Genomic DNA, 25,145 nt, shown 5'->3' with positions numbered 1-25,145 from the left:
ATGTCGCTGACGCTGATCTTCGGCCTCTACGTCTTCTTCCTGGCGGCCTTCACGGGCTACCAGGTCATCTCCAAGGTGCCGCACCTCCTGCACACGCCGCTGATGGCCTTCACCAACGCCATCTCCGGAATCTCACTGGTGGGCTCGCTGCTCGCGGCGGGTGGGCACTACGGGACGGTGTCCACGATGCTCGGCGCGGTGGCGGTGCTGGCCGCCACCATCAACGTCGTGGGTGGCTTCCTCATCACCGACCGCATGCTGCGGATGTTCAAGAAGAAGGGCGGCGCGCGATGACCCTCTCCCTGACGGAGACGTTCGTCCAACTGCTGTACCTGGGCGCCTCCATCCTCTTCGTGCTGGGCCTGAAGGATTTGGGCGACGCGCAGACGGCCCGGCGGGGCGTGCTGCTCGCGGAGATTGGCATGGTGGCCGCCGTCGCGGGCACGCTGCTGTACGGCGTGGGCGTGACGCAGGTCATCGTGCGCTGGGAGTGGATTGTCGTGGCGCTGCTCATCGGCTCCGCGGTGGGCACGGGCATGGGCCTATGGATTCCCATGACGAAGATGCCCGAGCGCATCGCGCTCTCGCATGCCTTCGGTGGCCTGGCGGTGGGGCTCGTGGGCGTCGTCGAGTACCTCCAGCACGGAGGTCCCCACATGAGCACGCTGCAGATCACCGCCACGGGCCTGGAGGTGGCGCTCGGCGCGCTGACGTTCACCGGAAGCATCATGGCCTTCGGGAAGCTGCAGGGCTTCATCACCGGCCGGCCCGTCACCTACCCGGGACAGAACATCTCCAACATGCTGATGATTGTCGGCACGTTGGGGCTGATTGGCTTTCTCGTCTATTCGCCCGACGCGTCGTGGGCCTTCTATTCCGTCGCGACGCTGGGCGTGCTGCTGGGCGTGTTGCTGGTGCTGCCCATTGGTGGCGCGGACATGCCAGTGGTCATCTGTCTGCTCAACTCGTATGCGGGCCTGGCGGCGGCGGCGACGGGCTTCGCGCTGGGCAACAACGTCCTCATCATCTGCGGCGCGCTGGACGGCTTCTCCGGCTTCCTGCTGGGCATGATGATGTCCAAGGCGATGAACCGCTCGTTCGCGAACGTGCTCTTCGGCGCGTTCGGCGCGGCACCGGAGGCAAAGGCCGTCACGGAGGGCGCATCTGCCTCGGGTCCGGCGCCCAACGTGGGCAGCGTGGAGGAGGCCGCGGAGGTGCTGCGCGCGGCCCGCTCCGTCATCGTCGTGCCGGGCTACGGCATGGCCGTGTCGCAGGCTCAGCACGCGGTGAGGGATTTGGCCAACGTCCTTCAGGCCAATGGCTGCGACGTGCGCTACGCCATCCATCCGGTGGCCGGACGGATGCCGGGGCACATGAACGTGCTGCTGGCCGAGGCCAACGTTCCGTATGACCACCTGTTCGACCTGGACGTCATCAACGACGACTTCACGGCGACGGACGTGGCGCTGGTGGTGGGAGCGAATGACGTGGTCAATCCGGCGGCGCGCTCCAACCAGAGCAGCCCCATCTACGGCATGCCCATCCTCTCCGCCGACATGGCGAAGACGTGTGTCGTGCTCAAGCGCTCGCTCAACCCGGGCTTCGCCGGAATCGAGAACGAGCTCTTCGTGCGCCCCAACACGATGATGGTGCTGGGGGACGCGAAGAAGACGCTGATGCAGTTCACTTCCGCACTGAAGGAGTAGCTCCAAGCGGAGGCGTGGGGCGACTGCGGGCAAGCCCCGGCGCCCCCTCTTTCTGATCCGAGAGAAGCGTCTCTGACCCAGGAGTGATTGAAGGCATGGCACCGCATCCGTATGTGAATGTGAGGAGGTGTGCCGAGTTATCCGGAATGACGGTGGAGAATTCCATTCCGCATCCTCATTGAGTGTGGACCCTGGCTACCTTCGCGCAGAGACTCTCCGTTGACGAAATCGCGCATCGGCATTCCATTGAGGGATTCGGATGGAGCTGGGGCGGGGCGGAATCAAGGAGTTGGCGAATGGTCGGCGACTCACGGGAAGGAAAGGCCTTGCCGGAGGAGGTTTCGGCGGGCACGACGGAGCCTGAAGGCGGAGGCACCCCCGTGTTCGGTGGCGTCTCCGAGGCGGAGCTCGACGTCTTCGTCAGCAAGCTGCGCACGGACAAGAACCCGCGCGTGCCGGCGGCGACGTCGCGCGCTCGCGGTGACGTGCATGGTGAGCGGCTGCACAAGGGTGTGCGTCGTTCGCTCGTGTCGTCCGTGGTGGAGGAGGAGCCCGCGCCGACGCCGGTTCCCACCGAGAAGCACGCGTGGTTCATCGCGCTGGGCGCCAGGCCCGCGGGGCCCTTCGAAGCGGAGGCCCTGAAGGGGGCGTGGGAGCGCGGCGAGCTGGGGCCTGACTCGCTGTGCTGGCGCGCGGGCTTCGCGGCATGGCTGCCCTTGGGGCAGGTTCCGGAGCTGCTCCAAACGCTGGCCCCTCTCCCCCTGGAGCTGGAGCTCAGCGCCGCCGTGGACGCGGCCCTGTCGGCCGCTTTCTCCGAGGGGCCGGAGCTGCCCGCGGCCACCGTGGCGGAGGCCTCGGGCATTCCCGCATGGGCCGTCGAGGCGTCCCCTCGGGCGACGTCCAGCTCACCGGTTGAAACCGTGGGAACGCACGCGGTGCTCGCCGAAGTCACCGAGGTCTCCGAGCAGGTGGAGGCCCGCTCGCGAGTGGGCGGCTGGTGGTTCACCCTGGCCGGTGGCGTCGCGGGGGGGGTGACGGTCGCGCTCGTCATGGGCCTGTTCGGTCGCTGGGATGGCGCCTCGGCGCTGCTCGCCCGCATGAATGTCGCGGAGCTCTTCAATCCCGCGCCCTCCCAGGTGGTGGCTCCGCCCGTCGTGGCCGTGGCCCCGCCCGTGGTCGCGAGCGTGCCTGTCTCCGAGGCCGTGGCAACGCCTCCCATGTCCGTGACGGGTGAGCCCCTGGCGGGGGCCGCGCAGGGTGTCTCCGCGCCGACCGGTGGGGGTATCGCGATGGATGTCGTGGCCGCCCCCATCGCTCCCACGTTGCCGCCAGTCGCGGCGGTCCGTCCTTCCCTCGCGGGTGTCGCGGCCGTGGAGCGGGGTGGCGCGGTGCCGGTGCTGGCCGTGTCCGGTGGGGGACTCGCGAAGTCCGTGGGAGCCGCCGCGCCTTCGTCCAGCATGGACCGGGACGTGGAGGCCGCGCCGGCGGTTGCGGCGGTGTCGCCGAGGATTTCCGAGGTCAAGCTGGGTTCTGGAGAGCGGCCCGTGTCGCCGCCGCCCACGCCCGTCGAGGCACCCGTGCGCGCGAGCCCGCCGCAGCCCGGCTCGGATGACGACCTGGGGCCGGATGAGGACTTCGCGCGGGAGCTGGCGGGGCCTTCTCCCGGCTCGGGTGGGCCGGAAGATGCCCCTTCCGTCTACATCCCGCCGGTGGCGCCCATCCAGAATCCGCGCGTGTCGCTGGCGCAGTCGGATGTCTTCGAGGTGGTGCTCGCCAACAAGAGCGAAGTCACCGCGTGCGCGGACGTCAAGCCGCGTCCGGTGGACGAGGGCGCGCGCGTGGTGGTGCGCTGGTCCATCCTTCCGAGTGGAGAAGTGTCCGAGGTCGTCACCGAGACGGCCTCGCTGCGCGGCACGCCGTTCGCGCGTTGCATCGAGGCCAAGGTTGGCGCCTGGGTCTTCCCCAAGCACCATGAGCAGGGGGGGCCGGTGCGGTTCCCATTCGTGTTCTGATCCCACATCAGGAGCGCCCATGCCTGCCTACGTCGTCGTCGAAATCTCGGTGCATGACGTGCAGACCTACGAGCGCTACAAGCAGCTCGCGCCTCCCTCCATCGCCCACTATGGCGGCCGTTATCTCGTCAGGGGTGGGGCGACGGAGGCGCTCGAGGGGACGTGGCAGCCGCCTCGCTTCGCCCTGCTGGAGTTCCCCACCATCGAGCAGGCCCGCGCCTGGTGGTCCTCTCCCGAGTACGCCGCCGCGAAGGCGCTGCGCCATGCGAGCGCCCACACGATGATGCTGTTGATGGACGGGTTGCCGCAGGATGACCGGCACGCGGTGGCTCTGGCGGGCGCCAGTGCCGAGTCCTCGGCTCCCTGAGCGGGTTTCGCCCGCGGTGCCAGCGAAGCGAGGGGGCGCGCGAATCGGAGTAGCCTCCGCGTTACGCGCCGGACTCCCGTGCTCGCATCTCGCAGGCGGTGGTGCCCGGCCGGAACTGGAGCGCCATGTCTTTCGCCGAGCCCCTCTTGCGTCGCGGGCGTTTCGCATCCGTCCTGCTGCTGTGTCTGCTGTCGGCCTGTGACAACGGGGGAGAGCCGCCGACGGAAGAGGACGTCCTCGTGCAACTGGCCCGCATCCCTGGCCTCACGGTGCGCGAGGAGCCCGCGGGCCCGCAGCTGCCGAACCACCGCTTCTTCGTCATGGAGTTCGAGCAGCCGGTGGACCATGCCCATCCGGACGGCCAGCGCTTCCGTCAGCGTTTGACGCTGCTGCACATCTCGCGCTCCAGTCCCATGGTGCTCTACTCGGGGGGCTACTTCGTCTCCACCGAGCCGTCGCGACGCGAGCCCACGCAACTGCTCGACGCCAATCAGCTCTCCGTGGAGCATCGCTACTTCGGGCCGAGCCGCCCCACGCCAACGGACTGGAGCCAGCTCACCATCCGGCAGTCCGCGGACGACTTCCATCGCATCGTCGAGGCGTTCAAGCCGGTGTATCCGCTGCGGTGGGTTTCGACGGGCGCGAGCAAGGGGGGCGAGACGATGGTGTTCTTCCGCCGCTTCCACCCCCAGGACGTGGACGCGACGGTGGCCTACGTGGCGCCCATCGCCCGCTTCGACGATGACCGCTTCATCACCTTCCAGGAGTCCGTGGGCGAGGCGGCGTGTCGGGAGCGGCTGAAGTCCTTCCAGCGCGCGGCCCTGGACCGGCGCACGGCCCTGCTACCGCTGATGGACGCGAGGGCCCAGCAGCGCGGCCTCACCTTCCAGCACCTGGGCCGGGAGCGCGCCTTCGAGCACGCCATCATCGAGCACTACTTCTACTTCTGGCAGTACGACAGCCTCGCGCGCTGCAACACCGTGCCGAACGACTCCGCGAGCGACTCCGCGCTCATGGACGAGCTGGACGGGCGCGTGGGGCTCGACTTCTTCTCGGACGCGGACGTGGAGGCCTATGGCCCGTATTTCTACCAGGCCGCCGTGGAGCTGGGGCACCCGAGGCCCTTCGAGGTCCACCTGGCCAGCCAGCTCCAGCATCCGGGCACCGACGTGCCCGCGGTGTACGTCCCGCCCGGCCTGAGCCCCGTGTTCCGTCCGGAGGCGATGCCGGACATCCAGGACTGGGTCTCCACCCAGGGCGAGCGGCTGATGTTCATCTACGGCGGCCATGACCCGTGGAGCGCGGCGGCGTACGAGCTGGGGGGGGCTCGCGAGGCCGTGCTCTACACGGTGGCGGGAGGCAATCACGGCGCGCGCATCTCGCAGCTGCCGGAGGCCGAACGCAACGAGGCCCGGGAACTCTTGCGCCAGTGGGCTGGCGTGAGTCCCCAGGCCTCGGGGCTGCAATCACTGTCGTGGCGGCTGGAGCCAGAGGGCGAGGAGTTCGGTCCCCGCCCTCCGCGCTCACGTCAGCGTTAGTTCACGCCGACGGCGGTCCAGCTCTCCTTGACCTTCGCCACCTCGGCCGAGTCCGCGCCGTACAGGTCCGTGGCCGCGGTGATGGTCGCGGCGCGGGCCTGGGCGAACGTGGTGTTCGGCGTCATGTAGTGGGCCAGGGCGCGGTAGTAGATCTTCAGGCCCTTGTCCATGCCGATGCCGTCCTTGACCTCGAGCTTGGACGTGCTGTTCGTGCCGCCGTTCGCCAGGAGGTAGAAGGCGTTGTTCGCGATACCGCTCGACCCGTGGACTTCCGTCTGCTTCGGGTAGTCCTTGTAGTTGTCGATGGAGTACCCGTCCTTCTTCGGGTCGTTCATGTAGCGCAGGCCGTCCTCGTTGGAGCCGTTCGTCGGCGTCCAGGCGGTCTCGCCCACCGTCCAGTTGAACTTCACCTCGGGGTTCTTCGTGGACGCGTACCACTCCACGCCCGCGCCCATGATGTCGCTGAACGCCTCGTTCAGACCACCGGACTCGTTGCGGTAGATGAGGCCGGCGGTGCGCTCCGTCAGGCCGTGGGTGATCTCGTGGCCGGCGATGTCCAGCGCGGTGAGCGGGCCGGACGTCTTGCCGTCTCCGTCGCCGTAGCTCATCTTCGTGCCGTCCCAGAACGCGTTGACGTAGTTGGTGCGCACGTGGACGAAGGAGTTGAGCGCCTCGCCCGCGCCGTCGATGGAGTCACGGCCCAGGATTTCCTTGTAGAAATCGTAGGTCATCTCCGCGCCGTAGTGCGCGTCCACGGCCGCCTTGGTGCGCGGACCGTCGGAGGCCTCGCCCCAGACGTTGTTGTCGTCGGTGATCTGCGTCTTGCCCGACGCGGTCGTCTTGTTCATCGCGTCGTAGGTGTTCACGCCCTTGCCGCGCGTGCCGTCCTCGAGCGTGTACTTGCCGTCCGCGCCCTTCGTGGTCTCCAGCGCGACCTTGCCGCTGTACAGCGAGGTGTCGTCCACCGTCTTGTTGGTGGGCTCCTCGACAGGGGGCGTGGTCTCCGTCGGGGTGATGCTCACGCCCCAGCCGTTCAGCGTGCCCTTGTCCAGCCGGGCCTTGTCCTCGACGGTCAGCGTCCACTCGCCCTTGGCGCTCTCACCGGCGAACGCGCTCAGGTCGAACGAGCCCTTCACGTCGTCCGTGCTGCCGCCCTTGCGGTCGTGCACCACGGCGCTCGTGCCGGAGGGGCTGGTCAGCGTGACCTTCAGGTCGCCCTTGAACGTGTGGGCGATGTCCAGGTCCAGCTTCAGCTTGTCGATGGTCACGTCCTTGTCGAACGCGAGCTTCGACGTGACGGTGCCCTGGTCGACGATCTCCGCCTTCGTGGTGGACGTCGCGGTGATGGGCTCGGGAGCCGCCGCGCCCTTGGGGGCCGCGCGGTTCGAACCGTAGAACCCGCCAATCTCGTTGAAGGACTCGAAGACCTTCCCGGTGTTCGCATCCACCAGGTAGTTCATCTTCTGGGGGCGGTCCTGGCCCTCGATCGCCTGCATCTGGACGCGGTACGCGGAGTGATACTCGCCGGCCTTGTCCTGGTAGATGACCCGCTCGGCGTTCGGCTGCTTGTCCGGCTTCAGGCCGAACTCCTTGCGCGCGATGTCGATGGCGGACTGCGTGTTCAGCTTGGGCAGCTCGCGGCCCAGGCCCGCCGGCACCGTGGACTGCTCGCCGGTGACGCCGGTGACCTTCCCGTCCTTGTCCAGGTGGGAGATGATCTGCTCACCGAAGACCTTCACGCCCTCGTGAACGCGGTCCAGGCGGACGTGCGTCATGCCGAGCGCGTCGCGCTCGACGTTGGCGGGAACGAACGTGGTGGGCTGGGGCAGCAGCGTCTGCGCGCCCTTCAACGGGTTGATGTGGTTCAGCGAGGCCTGCACGGCCTGCTGCGCCTCGGGGCTGGTCAGCGCGATCCGGCCAGGACCAGCGGGGGCCTGGGTCAGCGTCTTCTCCGCACGCGCCAGCTCCGTGGGACGCGCCGAGGGGCCGAAGCCGTCCTTGGTGGTCAGCGGGGTGGCGGCCTTCGCCGTGTTCTTCGGCTGGGCCTCGGTGGTTGCGGGACGGACGCTGACGGGCTTGGTGTCGACTCGACGGATGGTCATTCGAAGCTCATTGACAGCGGGGGATGCCAGGATTGTCGCGCTGACGTCACACGGAGTTTCGGATCTCAGTGCTGCGACGCGCCATCCCCGCTTTCTCCGCTTATTTTTGCCAGTGTTTCAGTGATTTCAGCCCTCTTGTGAGACTGGAGGTGTGTCTCGTTCTTCCGGGGGTGGAATCGGAGGGGGCTGTGGGTGGAGTCCGAGCCGACTCGTGGGCGGGGCTCCCGGGAATTAACGGTGAATTATCCCGGCATTTTTCCACCCCCAAAGGGGGAGAAATGAGGGTTTCCGGGGAGCTGGGGTGGATCAGCCCCGGTAGGACGGGGTTCCGGCGCGCTCGTGCTCGGGGACCTGGATGACCTGGGTGTCCGCCAGGTAGTCGTGGATGCAGCGCCGGTCCTCCCGGAAGATGCAGATCGCGTCGGCAAGGCCAAACACGCACAGCACCTGATTCAGGATGCCGGGGAGCAGGTTGCGCAAGAGGAGGATTCGCGCGATTGAAACATGGCTCCCGTCCATCCTCACCACGCGGATGTGGCGCCAGCGCTTGCCCAGGCTCTGTCCGTTCGTCGCGGCGTAGTAGATCTGCAAGCCGCACAGCAGGAGGGAGCCAAGGATTCCGCCCAGCAGGAGGGGAAGCGAGAGGACCTCCTGCCCCGTCAGCTCGTCGGTGATCGCCATCGCGACGAGTCCCACGATGAACGGGACGAAGACGACGAAGGAGTCCACCAGGTTGGCGAGGAAGCGGTCTTCTCGGGAGGCTTGAGGTGGAAGGGCCCTCGCCGCGCAGGCGCCGCAGTAGCGCCGCCCGTCACGTGCCCACTGCAGGCAGTGGTGGCACACGAAGGTGCCACAGCGCTGGCAGGCGGCGGTGGCTGTGGTCTCCGGGTGGAAGGCACAGCAGGCGTCGAGCGACGGGCTCGCGATGGGGTCCATATGTGACATGACGGCTCCAGGCGGGGCTCAGGGCCCGCCGAAGAACGAGACCTCGAGCACTCGCACGAAGAGGTTGCAGGCCGCGTGAAACAGCGCGGCGCCCACGACGGTGCCGGTGCGCTCGCGCATCCATCCGAACAGCAGCGCGGGGAAGAAGACGGACAGGCGCCACGCCTGGAAGATGGCCAGGTGCCCCAGGGCGAACAGCACCGCGGTCACCCAGAACGCGGGCCCCAGCCGCACGCCCAGGAACTTGCGCCCCTGGGGCCATGCGTCGCGCAGGCGCGTCTGCAGATAGCCACGGTAGAAGAACTCCTCGGGCAGCGCCACGACGAAGAGTTGATCCACCACCCACTCCCCGAAGCGTGGAGGCAGCCGGAGGCGGAAGTGGGCCTCTCCGCCCAGCGGCGTGAGGTGGCGCGCGAGTGTCTCGGGCAGGTGCGGCAACAGCTCCGCGAAGCCGGCGAACGCCAGGAAGAAGAGCGGGCCCACCACCGCGGAGAACAACAGGAACAGGCGCACGTCCTCGCGCCACGCGCGCAGGGACAGGCCGTAGTCGCGGTAGTCCTCGTCCCGCCAGCGCATGGGGATGAGGGGCAGGTAGAGGAAGCCCACCGTCGCCACCAGCTTGGGGATGCTGGTGCCGCCGAAGATGAGGAACGCGGCGATGATGCCCGCGAAGCCCAGGGCCCACAGGCCCACGGCTTCCTGCACGGCGTTGGGACGCCAGGGGGTCGCCACCGTTTGACTCATGGCTCGTTCGCGGAGGCGAGGGTGAGCTTCACCTCGCCCAAGGGGAGCACCCTGCAGCCGCTCCGGGTGCGTTGCACCACCACCGCCACCAGTCGCCCGTCCGCGTCGAACAGGGGACTGCCGGGGGGCAGGGCCAGGGGGACATCATAGAAGGGCGCCGGTGCGCGCGCGGCCTGGGCCGCTTCGGGCTTCGCGGGGCGATTCCGGGCGCCAGGGATGACGCCCACCACCCAGCGACCCGCCAGGCTGTCGCCCTCCTTGAGGAGGCGCACGGGCACGGCGGGGTAGGCGCCATCTGGCGCGGCGACGACGGCGACCTTCAGCGCCACGTTGGCGAGCAACACCCGCGCGGGCAGGGCCTGCCCCCCATGCTCCACCGTGGCGACGTTCAGGCCCACGTATTCCAGACCCACGGGGTCCATGGAGGTGAGCACCTGTCCCGCGGTGCCCACGAAGATGCCCGGGCCGGCGCGTCGGGGACCGCTCACCTTCACCACGGAGCGGCTGTGCTGCTCCATCACCCGCTGGAGGTCGGCGCGCGAGGGCCGTCCCGGGTCCGCCGAGGCGGCGGGCAGGGTGACGAGACACAGTGCGAGGGCGAGCGGAGACAGGCGGGACATCGGCGCGCGCCGCAGCCTATCACCGCCCGGCGCGCAGCGCGGTGAGGAAGCGTTCCGCCGGCAGCGTGTTCAACACGTCCTGCTTTCGGGCCCAGCCGCGCCGCGCGGTGGCCACGGCATAGCCCAGGTTGCCGAGGTCCTCCCTGCGGTGGGCGTCGCAGCTGACCACCAGCTTCACGCCGAGCTGGGTGGCCTTCCGGACATACTCGGCCTTGATGTCCAGCCGTGCGGGCTTGCCGTTGATCTCCACCGACACCCCGCGCTTCGCGGCGTGCTCCAGGATGTCCTCCATCCGGAGCGGGTAGGGCTCGCGGCTCTGGATGAGGCGGCCGGTGGGGTGTCCGAGGATGTGCAGGTGCGGGTTGTCCATCGCGGTGAGCACCCTGCGCGTCATCTGTTCTTCGTCCATGCCGTGGCGCACGTGGATGGAGGCGATGACGACCTCGAGCTGCTCCAGCACCTTGTCGTCATAGTCGAGCGCGCCGGACTCCAGGATATCCACCTCGATGCCCTTGAGCAGCCGCATGCCGGGCACCGCTTCGTTGACGCGGTCGATCTCCTCCCACTGGCGCTTGAGCGCCTCCACCTTGAGGCCGCCCGCGTAGATGGCCGCCTCGCTGTGCTCGGTGATGGTGAGGTACTTCAGGCCCAGCGCCTTCGCGGCGAGCGCCATCTCCTCCAGCGAGTTGCGTCCGTCCGACCAGGTGCTGTGCGCGTGGACCGCGCCCTGGACGTCGTCCATCGTGACCAGGTCGGTGGGGAGCTTCCCCGCGCGCGCGGCCTCCACCTCGCCATTGTCCTCGCGCAGCTCCGGGGGGACGAATTGCATGTCGAGCAGCGCGTAGAGCGCCGCTTCGTCGTTCACCTGAAGCTTGGTGCCGTCGTCGCGGTGAACGCCCCACTCGGAGATCTTCATGCCCCGCTCGTGGCCCAGGTTGCGCAAGCGGATGTGGTGGGCCTTGGAGCCGGTGAAGTGATGCAAGGCGGTGGCGAAGTCCTCGTCCGGCAGGACGCGCAGGTCCACCTGGAGGTCTCCCGCCTCCATGCGCACGGAGCACTTGCTGTCGCCCTTGCCGAGCACGGTGGCGACACCGGGCGAGGTGGCCAGGGCGTCCAGCACGGGCCCGGCGACCGCGGCCGAGGCGATGATGTCCACGTCCGACACCGTCTCCGCGCGGCGGCGCACGCTGCCACCCAGGCTCGCGCGCACCACGCCGGGCGAGGCGCGCACGCGCTCCAGCAGGGCCTCGGCGATGGGGAGCACGTCTCCCAGGAGCTTGCGCTCGCCGCGAGCGCGCCGGAACAGGGCGATGCCCTCCAGAATCTTCGCCTCGCTCTTCGCTCCGAAGCCCTTGAGCTCGCGCACGCGGCCCTCGCGGCAGGCCGCTTCGAGCTCCTCGACGGAGCCGATGCCCAGCTCCTTCCAGAGCGCGGCGACCTTGCGCGGGCCGATGTCCGGCAGCTTCATCAGCTCCAGCAGGCCTGGGGGGAACTTCGCCCGCAGGTCCTCGAAGTAGGTCATCCGTCCGGTGGTCACCAGCTCGGAGATCTTCTCGGCGAGCGCGGGGCCGATGCCCGGGAGGCTCTCCAGGCGTCCTTCCGAGACGATGGCGCCCAGGTCCTGGGTAAGGCCGAGGATGCGGTCGGCCCCCATGTCGTAGGCGCGAGAGCGGAAGCCATTCTCGCCCTGGAGCTGGAGCAGCAGGGAGATGTCCCGGAGGACCTGGGCAACGGTGGCTTTGTCGACGATGGGAGCGGTCACGGCTGGAGTCACGCGGAGGAAGGTAATGCCCGGGGAACGAGGATGCAGGCCGCTCCTCGTTATGGGAAAAGGACGGCGATGACGAAGATCAAGCTCGGACCGGCGGACTTCGCCGAGAAGGAAATGCGCGGCTACGAAGTGGGCAAGCGCAACGTCTGCATCGCGAAGATTCACGGCCGATACAAGGGCCTTGATGATTGGTGCAACCACGCGGGCTGCCTGCTGTCCGGAGGTCGCCTCGAGGACAACCTCGTTGTCTGCCCGTGTCATGAGGTCGGCTTCGACATGGATACGGGCCGGAACGAGACCTCCCCGGGGGTCTGTGACGACCAGCCGACAGTGACGGTCGAGGTCCAGGACGGCGCCCTCGTCGTCGACCTCCCCGACAATTCCTGAAGCACCAGACGCAACGGAGTCCTCTTCATGGCACACGACGGACACGACCATGACCCCCGTCATGGCGACGGACACGGGCATGACCACGGCCACGCGCACGGGAATGACCCTGTGCACACTCATGCACACAAGCATGAGCACGGGCACAGCCACCCCCATGAGCACGGCGACGGGCAGTCCCACGCGCACGAGCACACCCACGCGCATGAGCACCCGCACGAGCACGGGGGCCATGACCACGGCCACGAGGGCGATGCCCACGACCATGCTCACGGGGGCCACGAGCACGGGCATGACCACGGCCACGGGCACGAGGGCCATGCCCACAAGCACGAGGCCCACGGGCATGACCACTCCCATGCCCACGGGCACAGGGGCCACGAGCACGGCCACTCGCACGAGCATGGGGGCCATGACCGCGGTCATGACCACTCGCACGACCACGGGCACGCGGGTCATGACCACGGCCACGAGGGGCATGGCCACTCACATTCACACGACCACGGCCACACCCATGATGCCGCGGAAGGGAACGTGCCGCGGGAGCACAAGTCGCGTGCGCCGGTCCACGTCAGCGCCTTCATCGTGACGTGCTCGGACAGCCGTGACGCCGCGCGTGACGCGAGCGGCAAGGTCCTGCGTGAAGGGCTGGAGGCCGCGGGCCACGGCATCGCGGGATACGTCGTCGTGAAGGACGAGCCGGAGGCCATCCGGGCCGCGGTGGCGGAGGCCCAGGCCTCGGGCGCTCGGGCCATCCTCTTCACGGGTGGCACCGGGATTGGCCGGCGCGACACCACCGTGGAGACGCTGCGGGCTTTGTTTGAGAAGGAGCTGCCCGGCTTCGGCGAGCTGTTCCGCATGCTGTCGTACCGACAGATTGGCAGCCCCGCGATGATGTCCCGCGCGACCGCAGGCACGTATCAAGGAATGATAATTTTCGCGCTTCCGGGCTCGCCCCAGGCCGCGCGACTGGCCCTGGACGCGCTCATCCTCCCGGAACTGGGCCACGCGGTGCGGGAACTCACTCGATAATCAACATCCGGGAATTCTGGCGTTTGGCCGTTGATACGGTTTTTCTGTATTGGGGCTGGTTTGAGGATTGACCCGCAGGCAACGTTTACGCAGAGTAGTCAACATTCGCTGCTCTGTCGCGAATAGGTTTGCAGGTCGTCCCCCACAAAGCAGACCTCCCGAAAGAGGAGGAGCCCCATGCACATGAAGCGATTGGCTTCGTTGGTGTTGATGCTCGGTTGTGTCTCGGCGTTCGCGAAGGCGTCGGAGCGAGAGGTGTGGATCACTCTCGGCTCGGACGCGCTGTCGGAGGTGAACGCCGCGTTCATCGTCGCGGGGGCGAAGGTTCCCTCACTTGCAGGGCAGAAGGGCGACGTCGTCGCGCTGAAGCTGCCCGAGTCGGAAATCAACCGGGTCTCCCGGGTGATGCACGACAAGCTCAACCGCTGTGGTGGTTTCGTCTACCACGACACGGAGGCGGAGGCCCTCGCGGCCATCGCGAGTGTCGGCCAGACGCAGCTCAGCCCTCTGGCGGTCACGTACACGCTGGACAACGGCCCGGTCGTCAACACGCTGCTCGGGAGCATGACCGAGGCGAACATCCTGGCGAACATCACCCACCTCTCCAGCTACGCCACGCGCTACTACACGTCCGCGACGGGCGTGCAGGCGGCGAACTGGCTCAAGGGCCTGTGGGAAGGTTACGCGGGAGCGCGTGCGCAGACGGGTGGTGACGTCACCGTCCAGTTGTTCACCCACGCGGCGTGGGCGCAGCCGTCCGTCATCCTCACCATCACCGGCACGGAGACGCCGTCGGAGATCGTCGTCGTGGGCGGTCACCTGGACTCCACCAGCTCCTCCGGCAATGCCCCCGGCGCGGATGATGACGCGTCCGGCATCGCCACCCTCACCGAGGTCATCCGCGTGGCCATGGCCAACGGCTACCACCCGGCCAAGACGGTGAAGTTCATGGCCTACGCCGCCGAGGAAGTGGGCCTGCGTGGCTCCAAGGAAATCGCCGACCAGCACAAGAACCAGGGAGCCAACGTCATTGGCGCGCTGCAGCTCGACATGACGAACTTCAAGGGCTCCACCATCGACGTCGCGCTGATGACGGACTTCACGAACGCGGCGCAGAACACCTTCATCACCAGCCTCATCTCCGCCTATGTCCCGGGCGTGCAGGCGGCGAACTCCACGTGCGGTTACGCGTGCTCGGACCACGCCTCGTGGACGAACGCGGGCTTCGCCGCGTCGATTCCGTTCGAGGCGCTGATGGGCCAGCACAACAGCCTCATCCACACCTCCGGCGACACGCTGGCGAAGAGCAACAACACCGCGACGCACGCGCTCAAGTTCGCGAAGGTCGCGGGCGCGTACGTGGCGGAGCTCGCCAAGGGCACCGCGAACCTCGCCGACAGCGAGCCGCCCACCGTGAGCCTCACGGCCCCCTCCGATGGCGCCACCGTGTCCGGCAGCGTCACGCTCTCCGCCACCGCCGCGGACAACACCGGCATCGGCCGCGTGGAGTTCCTGGTGGACGGCAACGTCGTGGGCACCGCCACCGCGTCTCCGTACTCGGCCTCGTGGAACTCCGCCGCCGTCGCGAACGGCAGCCACACCGTGGTGGCGAAGGCCTACGACCTCATCGGCAACACCGCCAACAGCACCTCCATCTCCGTCACCAGCAGCAACGCCTCCAGCAACGCCATCTACGACACGGTGCTGCGCGTGCCGCGCTGCTCCAACGTGGGCAACGTGTGTGACTCCACCACGCTGCTCAACGGCCGCGCCGGCCTGGGGCCCGAGCTTCACGCTCCCAACACCATCAACAACTCCTGCGCGGACGGCCTCTCCGGCGCGTACCACGCCGACGAGTCGAACGACCGCATCCGGGTGTCCACCGTCAGCGGCGCGCCCTTCGCGGCGGGCCAGACGGTGCGCGTGGAGGCCACCGTGTGGGTCTTCGCCGTCCGGCCGGACAAGCTGGACCTGTACTACACGGCGAACGCCAACAGCCCGGTGTGGACGAAGATCGCCACCGTCGCCCCGGTGGCGACCGGCCAGCAGACGCTGACCGCCACGTACACGCTGCCCGCCGGCACGCTGCAGGCCGTGCGCGCCCGCTTCCGCTACAACGGCAGCGCGGCGCCCTGCGGGACCACCTCGTACGACGACCACGACGACATCGTGTTCGCCGTGAGCCCGTAGCCACATAGGATGCCCCCCGCGCCCCCTTCCCGGTTCGGAAGGGGGCGTGGACTCCCGGGACGCCAGGTCTCGGGAAGCGTGGGCGGCGGGCCGCCGTTCCAGGAGCATTTGGGAGCCCCGACGTGACACGCCGCTCGAAGTTGAATCCCGGCCTGAGCCCCCGGGCGGCCGAGCACCTGCGCCCCCGGCTCGACGCCTTCCTGGCCTCCACGGATGCCCGGGCCCGCATCGGGTTCGACCCGGTGGAGTTCCCCCACCGCTACAAGGACGCTCGCGACATCGAGGTGAGCGCGTTGCTCGCCTGCGCGCTGGCCTATGGCCGCGCGGACCTGTTCCGTCCCAAGGTGGACTCGCTGCTCCAGCGCATGGGGCCATCCCCCGCGGCGTTCGTGCGTGCGCTCGACATTCCGGGAGCGAAGGCGCTGCTGGACGGCTTCGTCTATCGCTTCAACGTGGGCACCGACGTCGCGGTGTTGCTGTTGGGCATGGGACGCGCGCTGCGGGAGCATGGAGATTTGGAGTCCCTCTTCGTCCAGGGGCTCGTCGCCGAAGGGAGTCTGCATGGCGCGCTGGGCGCCTTCACCACCGCGCTGCGGCGCGTGCCGCTCGAACCCTTGCGCGCGGCGATGGGACCCGAGCGAGGGCTCCACCACCTGCTGCCTTCCCCGCTGGGGCCGGGCGCCGCCAAGCGGCTGAACCTGTTCCTGCGGTGGATGGTCCGGGGCCCGGACGCGGTCGACTTCGGCATCTGGAAGCGGGTCGCACCCTCGGTCCTGATGATTCCGTTGGACACGCACATCGGCCGTATCGCCGGGCACCTGGGCCTGACACGTCGCAAGGATTTGACCTGGCGCACGGCGGAGGAGGTGACGGCGTCGCTGCGGGCCCTGGATGCGGAAGACCCCGTCCGGTACGACTTCGCGCTCTGCCACTATGGGATGAGTGGGGCGTGCCCGGCGCAGCCGGTGCCGGAGAACTGCGAGCGCTGTCCGCTCCTGGGCGCCTGCCTCGTGGGGCCGCGCGTGGTGGCGGCGGCGACCCGTCGGGTCCCTGGTGCCTCGCGACCGCGGGGTTCCTCGGTGTCGCGCAGGGAACGTCGTTGACCGTGGGGCGCTGGAGCGCTGCAATCCGGTCGGGTGTCTCCGTGTCTTCTTGATGGGGACATCGAGGCCTCCCCGGGCCGAGGAGCGTGAAGCGGTGCTCGCAACACTGGTGGCGGTGCCTCCGGCGGTGGCGGAAGCAGTGGAGCGCGGCGTTCGCGCATCGGGAGCGGGACAGCACTGCCACGTGTTGTGCGTGACGGGCACCGATGTGATTGCCTCTCCGGTGGAGGAGGGGCTCCTGGTGACGTGGGATTCAGGGGGCCCGCTGGAGGACGTGCTCGCGGACGTGAATCGACTCCACGCGCTCCGGGTTTCGGCTCGTACGCACCTGGTGGTCCTCACGACGCGCGCGGACGCGGAGACGCAGGCGATGGCGGAGGCCGGAGCCGACGAGTGCGTGGCCTCCCCGGCGACGGGCTGGGGCGCGCGACTGGCGGCCTTGCGTCGGCGCATGGAGACGGAGACGGGCGAGCGGGATTTGCAGGCCCTTCGCCGCACCTGTGAGTTCCTCCGCAGCGCGCTGGATGCGGTCCCTGAGCCGCTCTTCGTGAAGGACCGGCAGCACCGCTGGGTGGCGCTCAACAGCGCCTTCTGCCGCTTCATGGGGCACCCCGCGGAGGCCTTGCTGGGCCGCTCCGACCACGAGTTCGTGCCCGCGCACGAGGCGGACAGCTTCTGGCGCAATGACGAGCAGGTGTTCCGCTCGGGTATCCCCGACGAGACGGAGGAGACCCTCACGGACCGGACGGGACTGGCCCGGGTGCTGGTGACGAAGAAGGCCACGTTCAGCGGCGCTGGAGAGACGTTCCTCGTGGCCATCATCCGCGACATCACCGACCGAAAGCGCCTGGAGTCGCAGCTCCTGCTCGCCGAGCGGATGGCGTCGGTGGGCACGCTGGCGGCCGGAGTCGCGCACGAAATCAACAACCCGCTGGCCTATGTCACCTCCAACCTCGCGTTCGTGAGGGACCTGCTGGCGCAGCAGGAGCTGTCCTCGGAGCAAATGCCCGAGCTGCGAGAGGTCGTGTCGGACGCCCTCGACGGAGCCGGACGGGTCTGCGCCATCGTCCGGGACCTGCGCACCTTCGCTCGCGGGGACGAGGAGCATCACGGTCCGGTGGACGTGCTGCGCGCGGTGGAGGGCGCGCTGCGGTTGGTGCGCAACGAGCTGACGCACCGGGCGCGCGTGGTGTGCACGCTGGAGCGCGTGCCGCCCATTCACGGCAACGAGGTGCGGCTGGGGCAGGTGGTGCTGAACCTGTTGGTGAACGCCCTCCAGGCGCTTCCTCCGCGTCCCGTCGAGGAGAACCGGGTCCGTGTCAGCCTGCGCACCGGACGCGTGGGGCAGGTGGAGCTGGAGGTCACCGACAACGGGATGGGCATGGCGCCGGAAGTCCAGCGGCGCATCTTCGACCCCTTCTTCACCACGCGCTCGGTGGGGGAGGGGACGGGGCTGGGCCTGTCCATTTGTCTCACGCTGGTACAGGCCATGGGGGGCCGCATCGAGGTGAGCAGCGCGCAGGATTGGGGAAGCACCTTCCGCGTGGTGTTGCCGGCGCTCTCGGTCGGAACGGTCGCCGCGCCCGAATCGCCGGTGCTCGGCGCGGTGGTGCCGTCGTTGGTCCGCCGCAGGCTCCTGCTCATCGATGACGAGCCGTCCGTGGGCAACTCGGTGAGCCGGCTGGTGCGCGACGTGTATGAGGTCCACGCGGTGCAGGACGCACGCGAGGCGTTGCGACGGCTGTCCACGGGCGAGCGATTCGATGCCATCCTGTGTGACTTGATGATGCCGGGCATGAGCGGAATGGACTTCGTGGTGGAGCTGGAGCGACTGGCGCCCGAGCTGGTGCTGCGCACGGGATTGATGACGGGTGGGGCCTTCACCGCGCAGGCGCGCGAGTTCGTGGGCCGCCATTCGAGAGGGCTGTTGGAGAAGCCCTTCGAGCGCGAGCGCCTGTGCACCTTCGTGGAGCACCTCTTTCCATGAAGAGGGCGACGCGGCGGAACCTGGGCCTTGGCCTGGTCGTGGTGCTGGTGGGCGTGGTGCTGGTGGGCATGGACTGGCTGCGCGGCCTGTCGTTCGTCGTTCGCGCCGCGGGGATGGAGGGCTCGGTTCCAGAGGTCGTGGCCCGATGGCGCACCGGGCCCTTCGAGGTCAGCGAGCTGACTGTCCCCACGCGCCACGGGGACGTGCGTGCGCGGCTGTATCGGCCACGGGAGGTCCGAGGGCGCACGGTGGTGTTGACCTCGGGCGTCCATGCCGACGGCATCGACGAGCCCCGGCTGGTGAAGCTGGCCAAAGACCTGGCCACGGGCGGGCAGACGGTCCTCACCCCCGAGCCGCCGGACCTCCTGCGCTACGAAATCACCGCGCGCCTTCCCGACATCATCGAGGACGCGGCCCTGTGGACCGCCGCCCGCGAGGACCTGGCGCCTGGCGGGAAGGTGGACCTGTTCGGCATCAGCTTCGCGGGAGGGCTCTCCGTGGTGGCGGCGGGGCGGCCCGCGTTGCGAGACAAGGTCGCCTCCACGCTCTCTTTCGGAGGACATGGAGACCTGCCCCGTGTGCTGGCCTTCCTGTGCAGCGGGGTGTTGCCGGACGGTTCCCATCTGGCGCCGCATGACTATGGCGTGGTCATCATCCTGCTCAACGTCGCGGACCGACTGGTGCCACCGGAGCAGGTGGAGCCCCTGCGCGAGGGCATCCGGACCTTCCTGCGCGCTTCACACCAGACGCAGAAGGACCAGAAGCTGGCGGAAGTGACCTTCGCCCACGCGCGGGTGCTGGAGACCCGCATGCCCGAGCCGGCGTCGAAGCTGATGGGGTACGTGAATACGCGGAACGTGGCGGCGCTGGGGCCCCTGCTGCTGCCGCTCGTCCGGGACTTCGCCGCGGACCCGTCGATGTCGCCGGGCAGGTCTCCCGCGCCTGCCTCGCCCGTGTATCTGCTCCATGGCGCGGGGGACACGGTGATTCCAGCCATGGAGTCCGTGCTGCTGGCGGACTCATTGCGCCCCTACACGGAGGTGCACCAGCTCTCCACGCCGCTCATCAGCCATGCGGAGGTGGACCGGAAGGCGGGGGCGGCGGACGTGGTCCGGATGGTGGGCTTCTGGTCGAGCCTGCTGGACGAGTGAGGCAGTCCCCGCTCCCGACCGACCGCCGGGCGAGCACCCAGGCGTCATCCAGCGGACAGCGCGGTGCGGGCATGGCTTCCGGAATGAAACGCCGGATACATTGTCTCGCGCCATGAGCGTCAGTCTCCGTGACGTCCTCACAGGTGAGGACGTGTTCGGCTACATCCATCGGGTTCAAGGTTCATTCGACTCGCGTCTCTTCCAGCGGATTCTCGGCGCAGCCAATGCGTTCAAGGAGGGTGACGAGGCCCTCGGCATCGCCGCCGCCGACGAGGACTCCCGGGCGAATGCCCGTGCGCTGCTGGCTCGTACGCGGCTGGGCGACCTGCATTCGCACCCTCCCTTCGAGGACCGGCTCCACGCCTTCATGATGGAGGCCCTGGATGTCGAGGAGCTCCAGCGGTTGGAGGACTGGACGCTGGGGCAGCTCAAGGCGTACCTGCTCTCGGCCGACGAGGCGGATGTCCAAGGCATCCTGGGCGGCCTGGGCAGCGACGTCATCGCGTGTGTCGTGAAGCTGATGAGCGACGCGGAGCTCAAGGCGGTGGGCTCGCGCATCTTCCATCCGTTGCCGGGCAGCAACCTGGGCGCGAAGGGATATCTGGGTGCGCGGCTCCAGCCGAACTCGCCCACGGACCACCCGGACGACATCCGCTGGCAGGTGTTCAACGGCTGGTCCTTCGCGGTGGGCGATGTGGTGCTCGGGACGAATCCCGTGTCTTCCGCGCCGGAGTCCGTGGCGGCGGTGGAGGCGGCGCTGCACGACCTCCTCGTCACCTTCGGACTGACGGAGGTGATGCCTCACTGCGTGCTCTCGCACATCGACGTGCAGGCGAAGGTGGAGGCGCTGCGGCCTGGCACCACGGGCATCTGGTTCCAGAGCCTTGCGGGCAACGAGGCGGCGAATCGGACCTTCGACGTCACGCTGGAGAAGATGGCGGAGCATGCGGCGAGCCGGACGGGGCGATACGGGCTCTACTTCGAGACGGGGCAGGGCGCGGACGCGACGAACGGGCACCACTTCGGTTGCGACATGCTGGTGCATGAGTCACGCAAGTACGGCTTTGCCCGGGCGCTGAAGGCGCGGGTGTCGCTGGCGCAGCTCGGAGCGGGACGGACGCCCGCGCCGTGGGTTCACGTGAATGACGTGGCGGGGTTCATCGGTCCGGAGGTGTTCCGCACCCGGGAGCAGCTCGTGCGCTGCTGCCTGGAGGACATCGTCATGGGCAAGCTGCACGGGCTGATGATTGGCCTGGATGTGTGCTCGACGTTGCACATGGACGTGTCGCTGGACGACCTGACCTGGTGTCTGGACCAGGTGGTGGAGGCCGCGCCCGGCTATCTGATGGCGTTGCCCACGCGCAATGACCCGATGCTCAGCTACCTGACGACGAGCTTCCAGGACCACGTGCGGCTGCGCGAGAAGCGGGGCCTCAAGGTCGACGACCGGATGTGGGCCTTCTTCCAGTCGCTCGGGGTCATCGATGCAGCGGGGCGGCCCACCGAGCACTTCGGAGACCCGGCCTGGGTCTATCTCCAGTATCGCCGCCGCAAGGGGGATGAGCGCTCGGACGCGAGCATCCTGGAGGAGGCGCGCTCCGGGATGGCGGCGGTGCGTGAGCGGGGCGTTCCGCTGGCAGTGGGACATGGCGAGACGCCGTGGGAGCTGGAGCCGTCGCTGGAGCGAGAGCTGCGTGCCCTGTACGAGGACGCGAAGGTGGGGCTCTGGTCGGAGCTGACGGACTCGGTGGTGGCGGGGATTCCCGAGGCGGTGATGTTGCGCACGTGCGCGGAGGGCCGTCGCGACTACATCCTGCATCCGCCCTCGGGAGAGCGGCTGGACTCGGCCTCCGAGCTGGCGGTCCGGATGCTGCGGCTGAGGCACGAGGGCCGCTGGGATGCGCAGATACTCATCTCGGACGGACTGGATGCACGCTCGCTGATGGACGAGGGGCACCTGCACCCGTTCCTGACGGAGCTGAGGCGTGAGCTGGACGCGGCGGGGTGGAAGGTGGCACCGGAGCACCTGGTGCTGAAGCATGGGCGCGTGCGAGCCGGGTATCAGGTGGGCGAGTTGTTGTTCGGTGACGCGGAAGAACGCGCGCCGCGAGCACTCATCCACGTCATCGGCGAGCGGCCGGGCTCAGGGCACCATGCCTTCTCCGCGTACCTGACGGCGCCCTCCGCGACCACCTGGGGGCGACAGGGCAGGGCGGACCACGACATCACCCGGCTCATCGCGGGCATCTCCGATACCAGCGTGCGCCCGGAGGCCGCGGCACGCGAGGCGGTGAGCCTCCTCGCGGAGCTGACCGCCACGACGCGGATGAAGCCCCTCGCCGAGGGCGGAGTGACGGAGCTGCGAGCGGTGCCTCACCTGAGAGCGGAGCCTGAGCTGGCTCATCGCTGAGTCAGGCGAGTCCCCGATACGCGCGTGCTTTGGGGCCCGGGAGCCCTGTGTCAGCGATACATGAGCGCCATCGAGTCCATGCGCGCCGACTGGCCCGGGGTGAACTCGGACATGCACGCGTCATCGACGTAGCCCATGTAGTTTCGGACCGGGTCGAGCCCCATGTCGGTCGGACACGAGTCGCCACCCACCACGCACGTGTACGTCGGCTTGGATCGAGACGTGTCGCTCACGCCGTCGTCCGTCGTGCAGCCCGCCATGGTGTGCAGCAGGCCCAGCCAGTGACCCACCTCGTGCACGGCCGTATCTCCGAGGGCGTACGGCGACGCGGTGCCCCCGGGCAGCACCGCATTCAACAACACGACGCCGTCACTGAGCGGCGTACCGGCGACACCCCACGGAAACGTGGCCCACGCGAGGAGGCCGCCCCCTGGATTCGCCAGGTACAGGTTCAGGGACTCCTTACCACCCTGGTGCAGCGCGTTCTTCGCAGCCGCTTCCGCCGCGCTGCCGGGTGCCATCACGTACCAGGTGGCGTTCGTCGTCCGCGTCACCGACATCAGGTCGAACCAGAAGGGCGTGGCGCCATAGGCCGCACGCAGGACTTCGAGCTGCGCGAGAATCGTCGCCAGCGGGACGTCCCCATTGGCGACGCCCGTGCCCCGGCGAATGACGTGTACATAGGTCGGCACCCGCACCGAGCCCGGCAGCCGCATCGCGCTCACGCCGCCTCGGTTCGACTCCTGGGCCACCCGTGTCAGCGTCTCCTCCGAGGGCTCCTCCGTCCCGCATCGCGAAGCGGTGACGTCGGCCTCCAGCGGCTCGGGTCCACCGCCGCATCCCCAGGCCACCAGGCTCACCAGGACGATTGCCTTCGCGATGCTTCGCTCCATGACCTGCCTCCCCGCTTCGTGAATGCAACGGATGCGTCACCGCCGTGGCTCGAAATCAGGCGCTCTCCGACATCATTGTAAAGCGAGTTGGCCTGCGCCAGGGGCGGCGGCACCCCAGGGGAGAAGGCGCTCAATCGTTCACGAGTGGGCAAGCGGGGCACGAGGGCGGCATAGACTGGGGGCGACCGCTCACCGAAAGGGCCTCCCGTGCGCCGCCCCCTCGTCGTCCTCTGCTTCGTGCTCGTGGCCGGCTGCGCTTCGACGCAAAAACCCGCGCTCACCTCGGGGACGGACGCGGAGGTGAAGGCGCCGGACAAGCCTCCATTCCTCAATCCCGCGGAGATCGTGAAGCGGATGGAGGCGTCCCCGGTGTCGTACAACATCGAGGGAAAGGACTCGCCTCCCGGGGGCTGGGCGGATCAGCTCTGGCCGCAGCGGGTGCCCTCGCGCGAGGCCCCTCGCGTGGTGACGGAGCAGGGCGAGTTCGTCATCCTCGACTGGCCCGAGCACCCGGAGGCGCGGGCGTTGCTCGACGAGGCGGAGCCTCACTTCCAGGCGAAGCGCTACGCGGAGGCGGCGAAGCTGTACGAGCAGGCCACGCGCGTGTGCCCGGACTGCTATCTCGCGTGGAACTTCCGGGGAGACGCGGCGTACTTCGCGGGCGACGCGGCCACCGCGCTGGAGCACTACCAGAAGGCGACCCGCATCAACCCGAATGACCACCGCTCGTGGTTCTTCCTGGGCAACGCGTTCGCGCGGCTGGGGCGCTTCGATGAGGCCCTGGACTCCTGGGCGTGGTGCCTGGTCCTCAACCCGCGCTACCCCATCATCCGGCAGTTCTTCCGCGCCAACGCCGGACTGGGGCTCGTCGTCCGCGAGGATGCCATCGTCCCCCGAGGCTACGCCGAGCGGGCCGGCCAGGGCGTCACCGTCCAGTTCGATCCGGACCACGACCCGTCCTGGCTCGCCTTCGCCAACTGCAAGGCGCTGTGGCTGGGCGAGCCCGCGCACCGTCAGGAGATGACCGGCACCGAGAAGGAGCACTACACGACGGTGGAGGAGATGGAATGCCTGGGCTCGGCGCTCATCGTCCACGCGGGTCAGAAGCAGAAGGGCGAGACGGAGCGCTCCGACCCCACGCTGGACCGCCTGGCCTCCATCACCGATGACGGCATGTTGATGCAGGCGGTGCTCTTCGAGGTGGGGGCTCGAATCCACCCCCAGGTCGTCCTCACCTTGGACGAGGACGTCCGGCAGCGCCTCAAGGCGTATGTGCTCAAACACGTCCTGGTGCCGGCGTCCGCCGTGGGAGGCTACGACTTGTGACGGACGCGCGGCGAGCCCAGGTCAGCGAGGCAGCTTGAAGCGGAGGGTGAAGACGTAGGAGACACTCTGCGGGCGCCCCTGGAAGGTCACCGGGCTGTAGCGCCGGTGGTGCAGTGCATCCAGCACCTCCTCGTCCATGTGCGCCAGGCCCTTGATGATGCGGCAGTCGCGCACGTCTCCCTCGCGGGTCACGACGCACTTGGCGATGACGGTCCCCTCCACGCGGGCCATGCGGGCCTGCTCGGTGTACTCGAGCGGAGGGCCTCCCATGAGCACGGGCTGCGTCATGCCCTGTCCGAACGGGAGCACCTCTTCGCCCGTGCCGTCGCCGACGCCATTCGGCAGGCCAGGGATGAATGCCACGCCGGTGATGTTGCTGGTCGGATCTCCGTCCGGGTGGCCCCCCGGCACGCCATCACCCGGAGGCACCACCTCGTCGGTATCCGAGGGGTTCGCCGCCGGCTCCGGCTCGACCGGCTGAGGGTCCGCCGGAAGCGGGTTGATCTGCGTGGGCATCGTGGTGCGCTTGGGCCTGCGCGGCTTCGGCGGGGTGGCCTGCTTCGGCTGGGCCGGGGCCGTGTACCCCTTGGCCACCTGCTGCTGACCCCGCTGCAGGGTGAGGACGATGTCCGGCTCGGGCTCCGGGGGAAGCTCCGCGGGACGGGCGGAGATGACGAGTACCGCGCCGAACAACCCCGCGTGGACGGCCACGGACCACCACAACCCCAGGCCCAACCGCCCTGCTCGCTGCCGCTCGATGACCGACTTGAACACGGAAGCCTCCTCCCACCGACGGGCGCTCCCGGAGTCCACCGCACCACACGGTGGTTCTCCGGCGTGGGCAGTTGGCTTGGAGCGCCC

At 68.8% G+C, this 25,145-nt stretch carries 20 protein-coding genes; 13 read left to right on the top strand and 7 right to left on the bottom strand.

Annotation, left to right across the window (positions count from 1 at the left end; genetic code table 11):
* From HUA75_RS19330 to HUA75_RS19310, 5 genes are all read left to right on the top strand, one after another.
* A complete protein-coding gene (locus HUA75_RS19330; protein WP_141646315.1) occupies positions 1–294 on the top strand; it encodes an NAD(P) transhydrogenase subunit alpha in 294 nt (97 codons plus the stop codon).
* Positions 291–1,706, top strand: coding sequence for an NAD(P)(+) transhydrogenase (Re/Si-specific) subunit beta (locus HUA75_RS19325; protein WP_141646316.1), 1,416 nt, complete (start codon positions 291–293; stop codon positions 1,704–1,706). Before HUA75_RS19330 ends, HUA75_RS19325 begins: the two co-directional genes overlap by 4 nt.
* A gap of 326 nt (positions 1,707–2,032) precedes the next feature.
* Positions 2,033–3,718, top strand: coding sequence for a GYF domain-containing protein (locus HUA75_RS19320; protein ID WP_174487244.1), 1,686 nt, complete (start codon positions 2,033–2,035; stop codon positions 3,716–3,718).
* Positions 3,719–3,737: 19 nt separating this feature from the next.
* Entirely contained in the window at positions 3,738–4,085 is a 348-nt protein-coding gene (locus HUA75_RS19315; RefSeq protein ID WP_141646318.1) for a DUF1330 domain-containing protein, read from the top strand.
* A 125-nt stretch (positions 4,086–4,210) separates the two neighbouring features.
* The gene (locus HUA75_RS19310) at positions 4,211–5,623 is read left to right on the top strand and encodes a S28 family serine protease (protein WP_174487243.1); all 1,413 of its coding nucleotides are present in this window, start codon (positions 4,211–4,213) and stop codon (positions 5,621–5,623) included.
* On the opposite strand, the gene HUA75_RS19305 is transcribed toward HUA75_RS19310, so the two are convergent.
* The 5 genes from HUA75_RS19305 to polX all read right to left on the bottom strand — a co-directional run bounded on the left by HUA75_RS19305 (position 5,620) and on the right by polX (position 11,796).
* Entirely contained in the window at positions 5,620–7,725 is a 2,106-nt protein-coding gene (locus HUA75_RS19305) for a M4 family metallopeptidase (protein ID WP_174487242.1), read from the bottom strand. The genes HUA75_RS19310 and HUA75_RS19305 overlap by 4 nt on opposite strands.
* 306 nt (positions 7,726–8,031) lie before the next feature.
* Positions 8,032–8,670, bottom strand: a complete 639-nt coding sequence (locus HUA75_RS19300) for an RDD family protein (RefSeq protein ID WP_254627642.1) — start codon at positions 8,668–8,670, stop codon at positions 8,032–8,034.
* 18 nt (positions 8,671–8,688) lie between these two features.
* Complete coding sequence (mrtX, locus tag HUA75_RS19295) at positions 8,689–9,414, bottom strand: myxosortase MrtX (RefSeq protein WP_174455035.1); 726 nt, start codon at positions 9,412–9,414, stop codon at positions 8,689–8,691.
* A complete protein-coding gene (locus HUA75_RS19290; protein WP_141646323.1) occupies positions 9,411–10,034 on the bottom strand; it encodes a serine protease in 624 nt (207 codons plus the stop codon). Before HUA75_RS19290 ends, mrtX begins: the two co-directional genes overlap by 4 nt.
* A gap of 19 nt (positions 10,035–10,053) precedes the next feature.
* Positions 10,054–11,796, bottom strand: a complete 1,743-nt coding sequence (gene polX / locus HUA75_RS19285) for a DNA polymerase/3'-5' exonuclease PolX (RefSeq protein ID WP_174487241.1) — start codon at positions 11,794–11,796, stop codon at positions 10,054–10,056.
* A gap of 78 nt (positions 11,797–11,874) precedes the next feature.
* On the opposite strand from polX, the gene HUA75_RS19280 reads away from it, so the two are divergent.
* The 7 genes from HUA75_RS19280 to eutB all read left to right on the top strand — a co-directional run bounded on the left by HUA75_RS19280 (position 11,875) and on the right by eutB (position 22,065).
* Positions 11,875–12,192, top strand: coding sequence for a Rieske 2Fe-2S domain-containing protein (locus HUA75_RS19280; RefSeq protein WP_141646325.1), 318 nt, complete (start codon positions 11,875–11,877; stop codon positions 12,190–12,192).
* Positions 12,193–12,726: 534 nt separating this feature from the next.
* Entirely contained in the window at positions 12,727–13,224 is a 498-nt protein-coding gene (locus tag HUA75_RS19275) for a molybdenum cofactor biosynthesis protein B (protein WP_141646326.1), read from the top strand.
* Positions 13,225–13,407: 183 nt separating this feature from the next.
* Complete coding sequence (locus HUA75_RS19270; RefSeq protein WP_371746145.1) at positions 13,408–15,414, top strand: M20/M25/M40 family metallo-hydrolase; 2,007 nt, start codon at positions 13,408–13,410, stop codon at positions 15,412–15,414.
* A 122-nt stretch (positions 15,415–15,536) separates the two neighbouring features.
* Positions 15,537–16,517 carry a TIGR02757 family protein gene (locus HUA75_RS19265; protein ID WP_174487239.1) on the top strand — a complete coding sequence of 327 codons (981 nt, stop codon included), beginning with the start codon at positions 15,537–15,539 and terminating at the stop codon, positions 16,515–16,517.
* A gap of 94 nt (positions 16,518–16,611) precedes the next feature.
* Positions 16,612–18,504: a hybrid sensor histidine kinase/response regulator gene (locus tag HUA75_RS19260; protein ID WP_174487238.1), complete on the top strand. Its 1,893-nt coding sequence runs from the start codon at positions 16,612–16,614 to the stop codon at positions 18,502–18,504.
* Complete coding sequence (locus tag HUA75_RS19255) at positions 18,501–19,655, top strand: hypothetical protein (RefSeq protein WP_174465972.1); 1,155 nt, start codon at positions 18,501–18,503, stop codon at positions 19,653–19,655. Before HUA75_RS19260 ends, HUA75_RS19255 begins: the two co-directional genes overlap by 4 nt.
* A gap of 112 nt (positions 19,656–19,767) precedes the next feature.
* A complete protein-coding gene (gene eutB, locus HUA75_RS19250; protein WP_174487237.1) occupies positions 19,768–22,065 on the top strand; it encodes an ethanolamine ammonia-lyase subunit EutB in 2,298 nt (765 codons plus the stop codon).
* Between the two features lie 50 nt (positions 22,066–22,115).
* Here eutB and HUA75_RS19245 read toward each other — a convergent pair whose 3' ends face one another.
* Positions 22,116–22,958, bottom strand: coding sequence for a zinc metalloprotease (locus HUA75_RS19245; protein ID WP_174455044.1), 843 nt, complete (start codon positions 22,956–22,958; stop codon positions 22,116–22,118).
* Positions 22,959–23,165: 207 nt separating this feature from the next.
* Between HUA75_RS19245 and HUA75_RS19240 the strand changes: the two genes are divergently transcribed.
* The gene (locus tag HUA75_RS19240) at positions 23,166–24,284 is read left to right on the top strand and encodes a tetratricopeptide repeat protein (protein WP_174455045.1); all 1,119 of its coding nucleotides are present in this window, start codon (positions 23,166–23,168) and stop codon (positions 24,282–24,284) included.
* Between the two features lie 21 nt (positions 24,285–24,305).
* Here the strand turns inward: HUA75_RS19240 and HUA75_RS19235 are convergent, their stop codons facing one another.
* A complete protein-coding gene (locus HUA75_RS19235; RefSeq protein ID WP_174476509.1) occupies positions 24,306–25,058 on the bottom strand; it encodes an energy transducer TonB in 753 nt (250 codons plus the stop codon).
* Positions 25,059–25,145: the final 87 nt, after the last annotated feature.

The sequence above is a fragment of the Myxococcus sp. CA040A genome (assembly GCF_013336725.1).
In the GTDB taxonomy this organism is placed as follows: Bacteria; Myxococcota; Myxococcia; order Myxococcales; family Myxococcaceae; genus Myxococcus; species Myxococcus llanfairpwllgwyngyllgogerychwyrndrobwllllantysiliogogogochensis.
Note: the sequence above shows the minus strand (reverse complement) of the source record. Positions and strands in the feature narration are given on the sequence as shown.

Excerpts from the sequence above, each read along its gene's own strand:
- HUA75_RS19330 (WP_141646315.1), top strand. The coding sequence starts at position 1 with ATGTCGCTGACGCTGATCTTCGGCCTCTACGTCTTCTTCCTGGCGGCC.
- HUA75_RS19325 (WP_141646316.1), top strand. The coding sequence starts at position 291 with ATGACCCTCTCCCTGACGGAGACGTTCGTCCAACTGCTGTACCTGGGC.
- HUA75_RS19315 (WP_141646318.1), top strand. The coding sequence starts at position 3,738 with ATGCCTGCCTACGTCGTCGTCGAAATCTCGGTGCATGACGTGCAGACC.
- HUA75_RS19310 (WP_174487243.1), top strand. The coding sequence starts at position 4,211 with ATGTCTTTCGCCGAGCCCCTCTTGCGTCGCGGGCGTTTCGCATCCGTC.
- HUA75_RS19305 (WP_174487242.1), bottom strand. The coding sequence starts at position 7,725 with ATGACCATCCGTCGAGTCGACACCAAGCCCGTCAGCGTCCGTCCCGCA.
- HUA75_RS19300 (WP_254627642.1), bottom strand. The coding sequence starts at position 8,670 with ATGTCACATATGGACCCCATCGCGAGCCCGTCGCTCGACGCCTGCTGT.
- mrtX (WP_174455035.1), bottom strand. The coding sequence starts at position 9,414 with ATGAGTCAAACGGTGGCGACCCCCTGGCGTCCCAACGCCGTGCAGGAA.
- HUA75_RS19290 (WP_141646323.1), bottom strand. The coding sequence starts at position 10,034 with ATGTCCCGCCTGTCTCCGCTCGCCCTCGCACTGTGTCTCGTCACCCTG.
- HUA75_RS19280 (WP_141646325.1), top strand. The coding sequence starts at position 11,875 with ATGACGAAGATCAAGCTCGGACCGGCGGACTTCGCCGAGAAGGAAATG.
- HUA75_RS19270 (WP_371746145.1), top strand. The coding sequence starts at position 13,408 with ATGAAGCGATTGGCTTCGTTGGTGTTGATGCTCGGTTGTGTCTCGGCG.
- HUA75_RS19255 (WP_174465972.1), top strand. The coding sequence starts at position 18,501 with ATGAAGAGGGCGACGCGGCGGAACCTGGGCCTTGGCCTGGTCGTGGTG.
- eutB (WP_174487237.1), top strand. The coding sequence starts at position 19,768 with ATGAGCGTCAGTCTCCGTGACGTCCTCACAGGTGAGGACGTGTTCGGC.
- HUA75_RS19245 (WP_174455044.1), bottom strand. The coding sequence starts at position 22,958 with ATGGAGCGAAGCATCGCGAAGGCAATCGTCCTGGTGAGCCTGGTGGCC.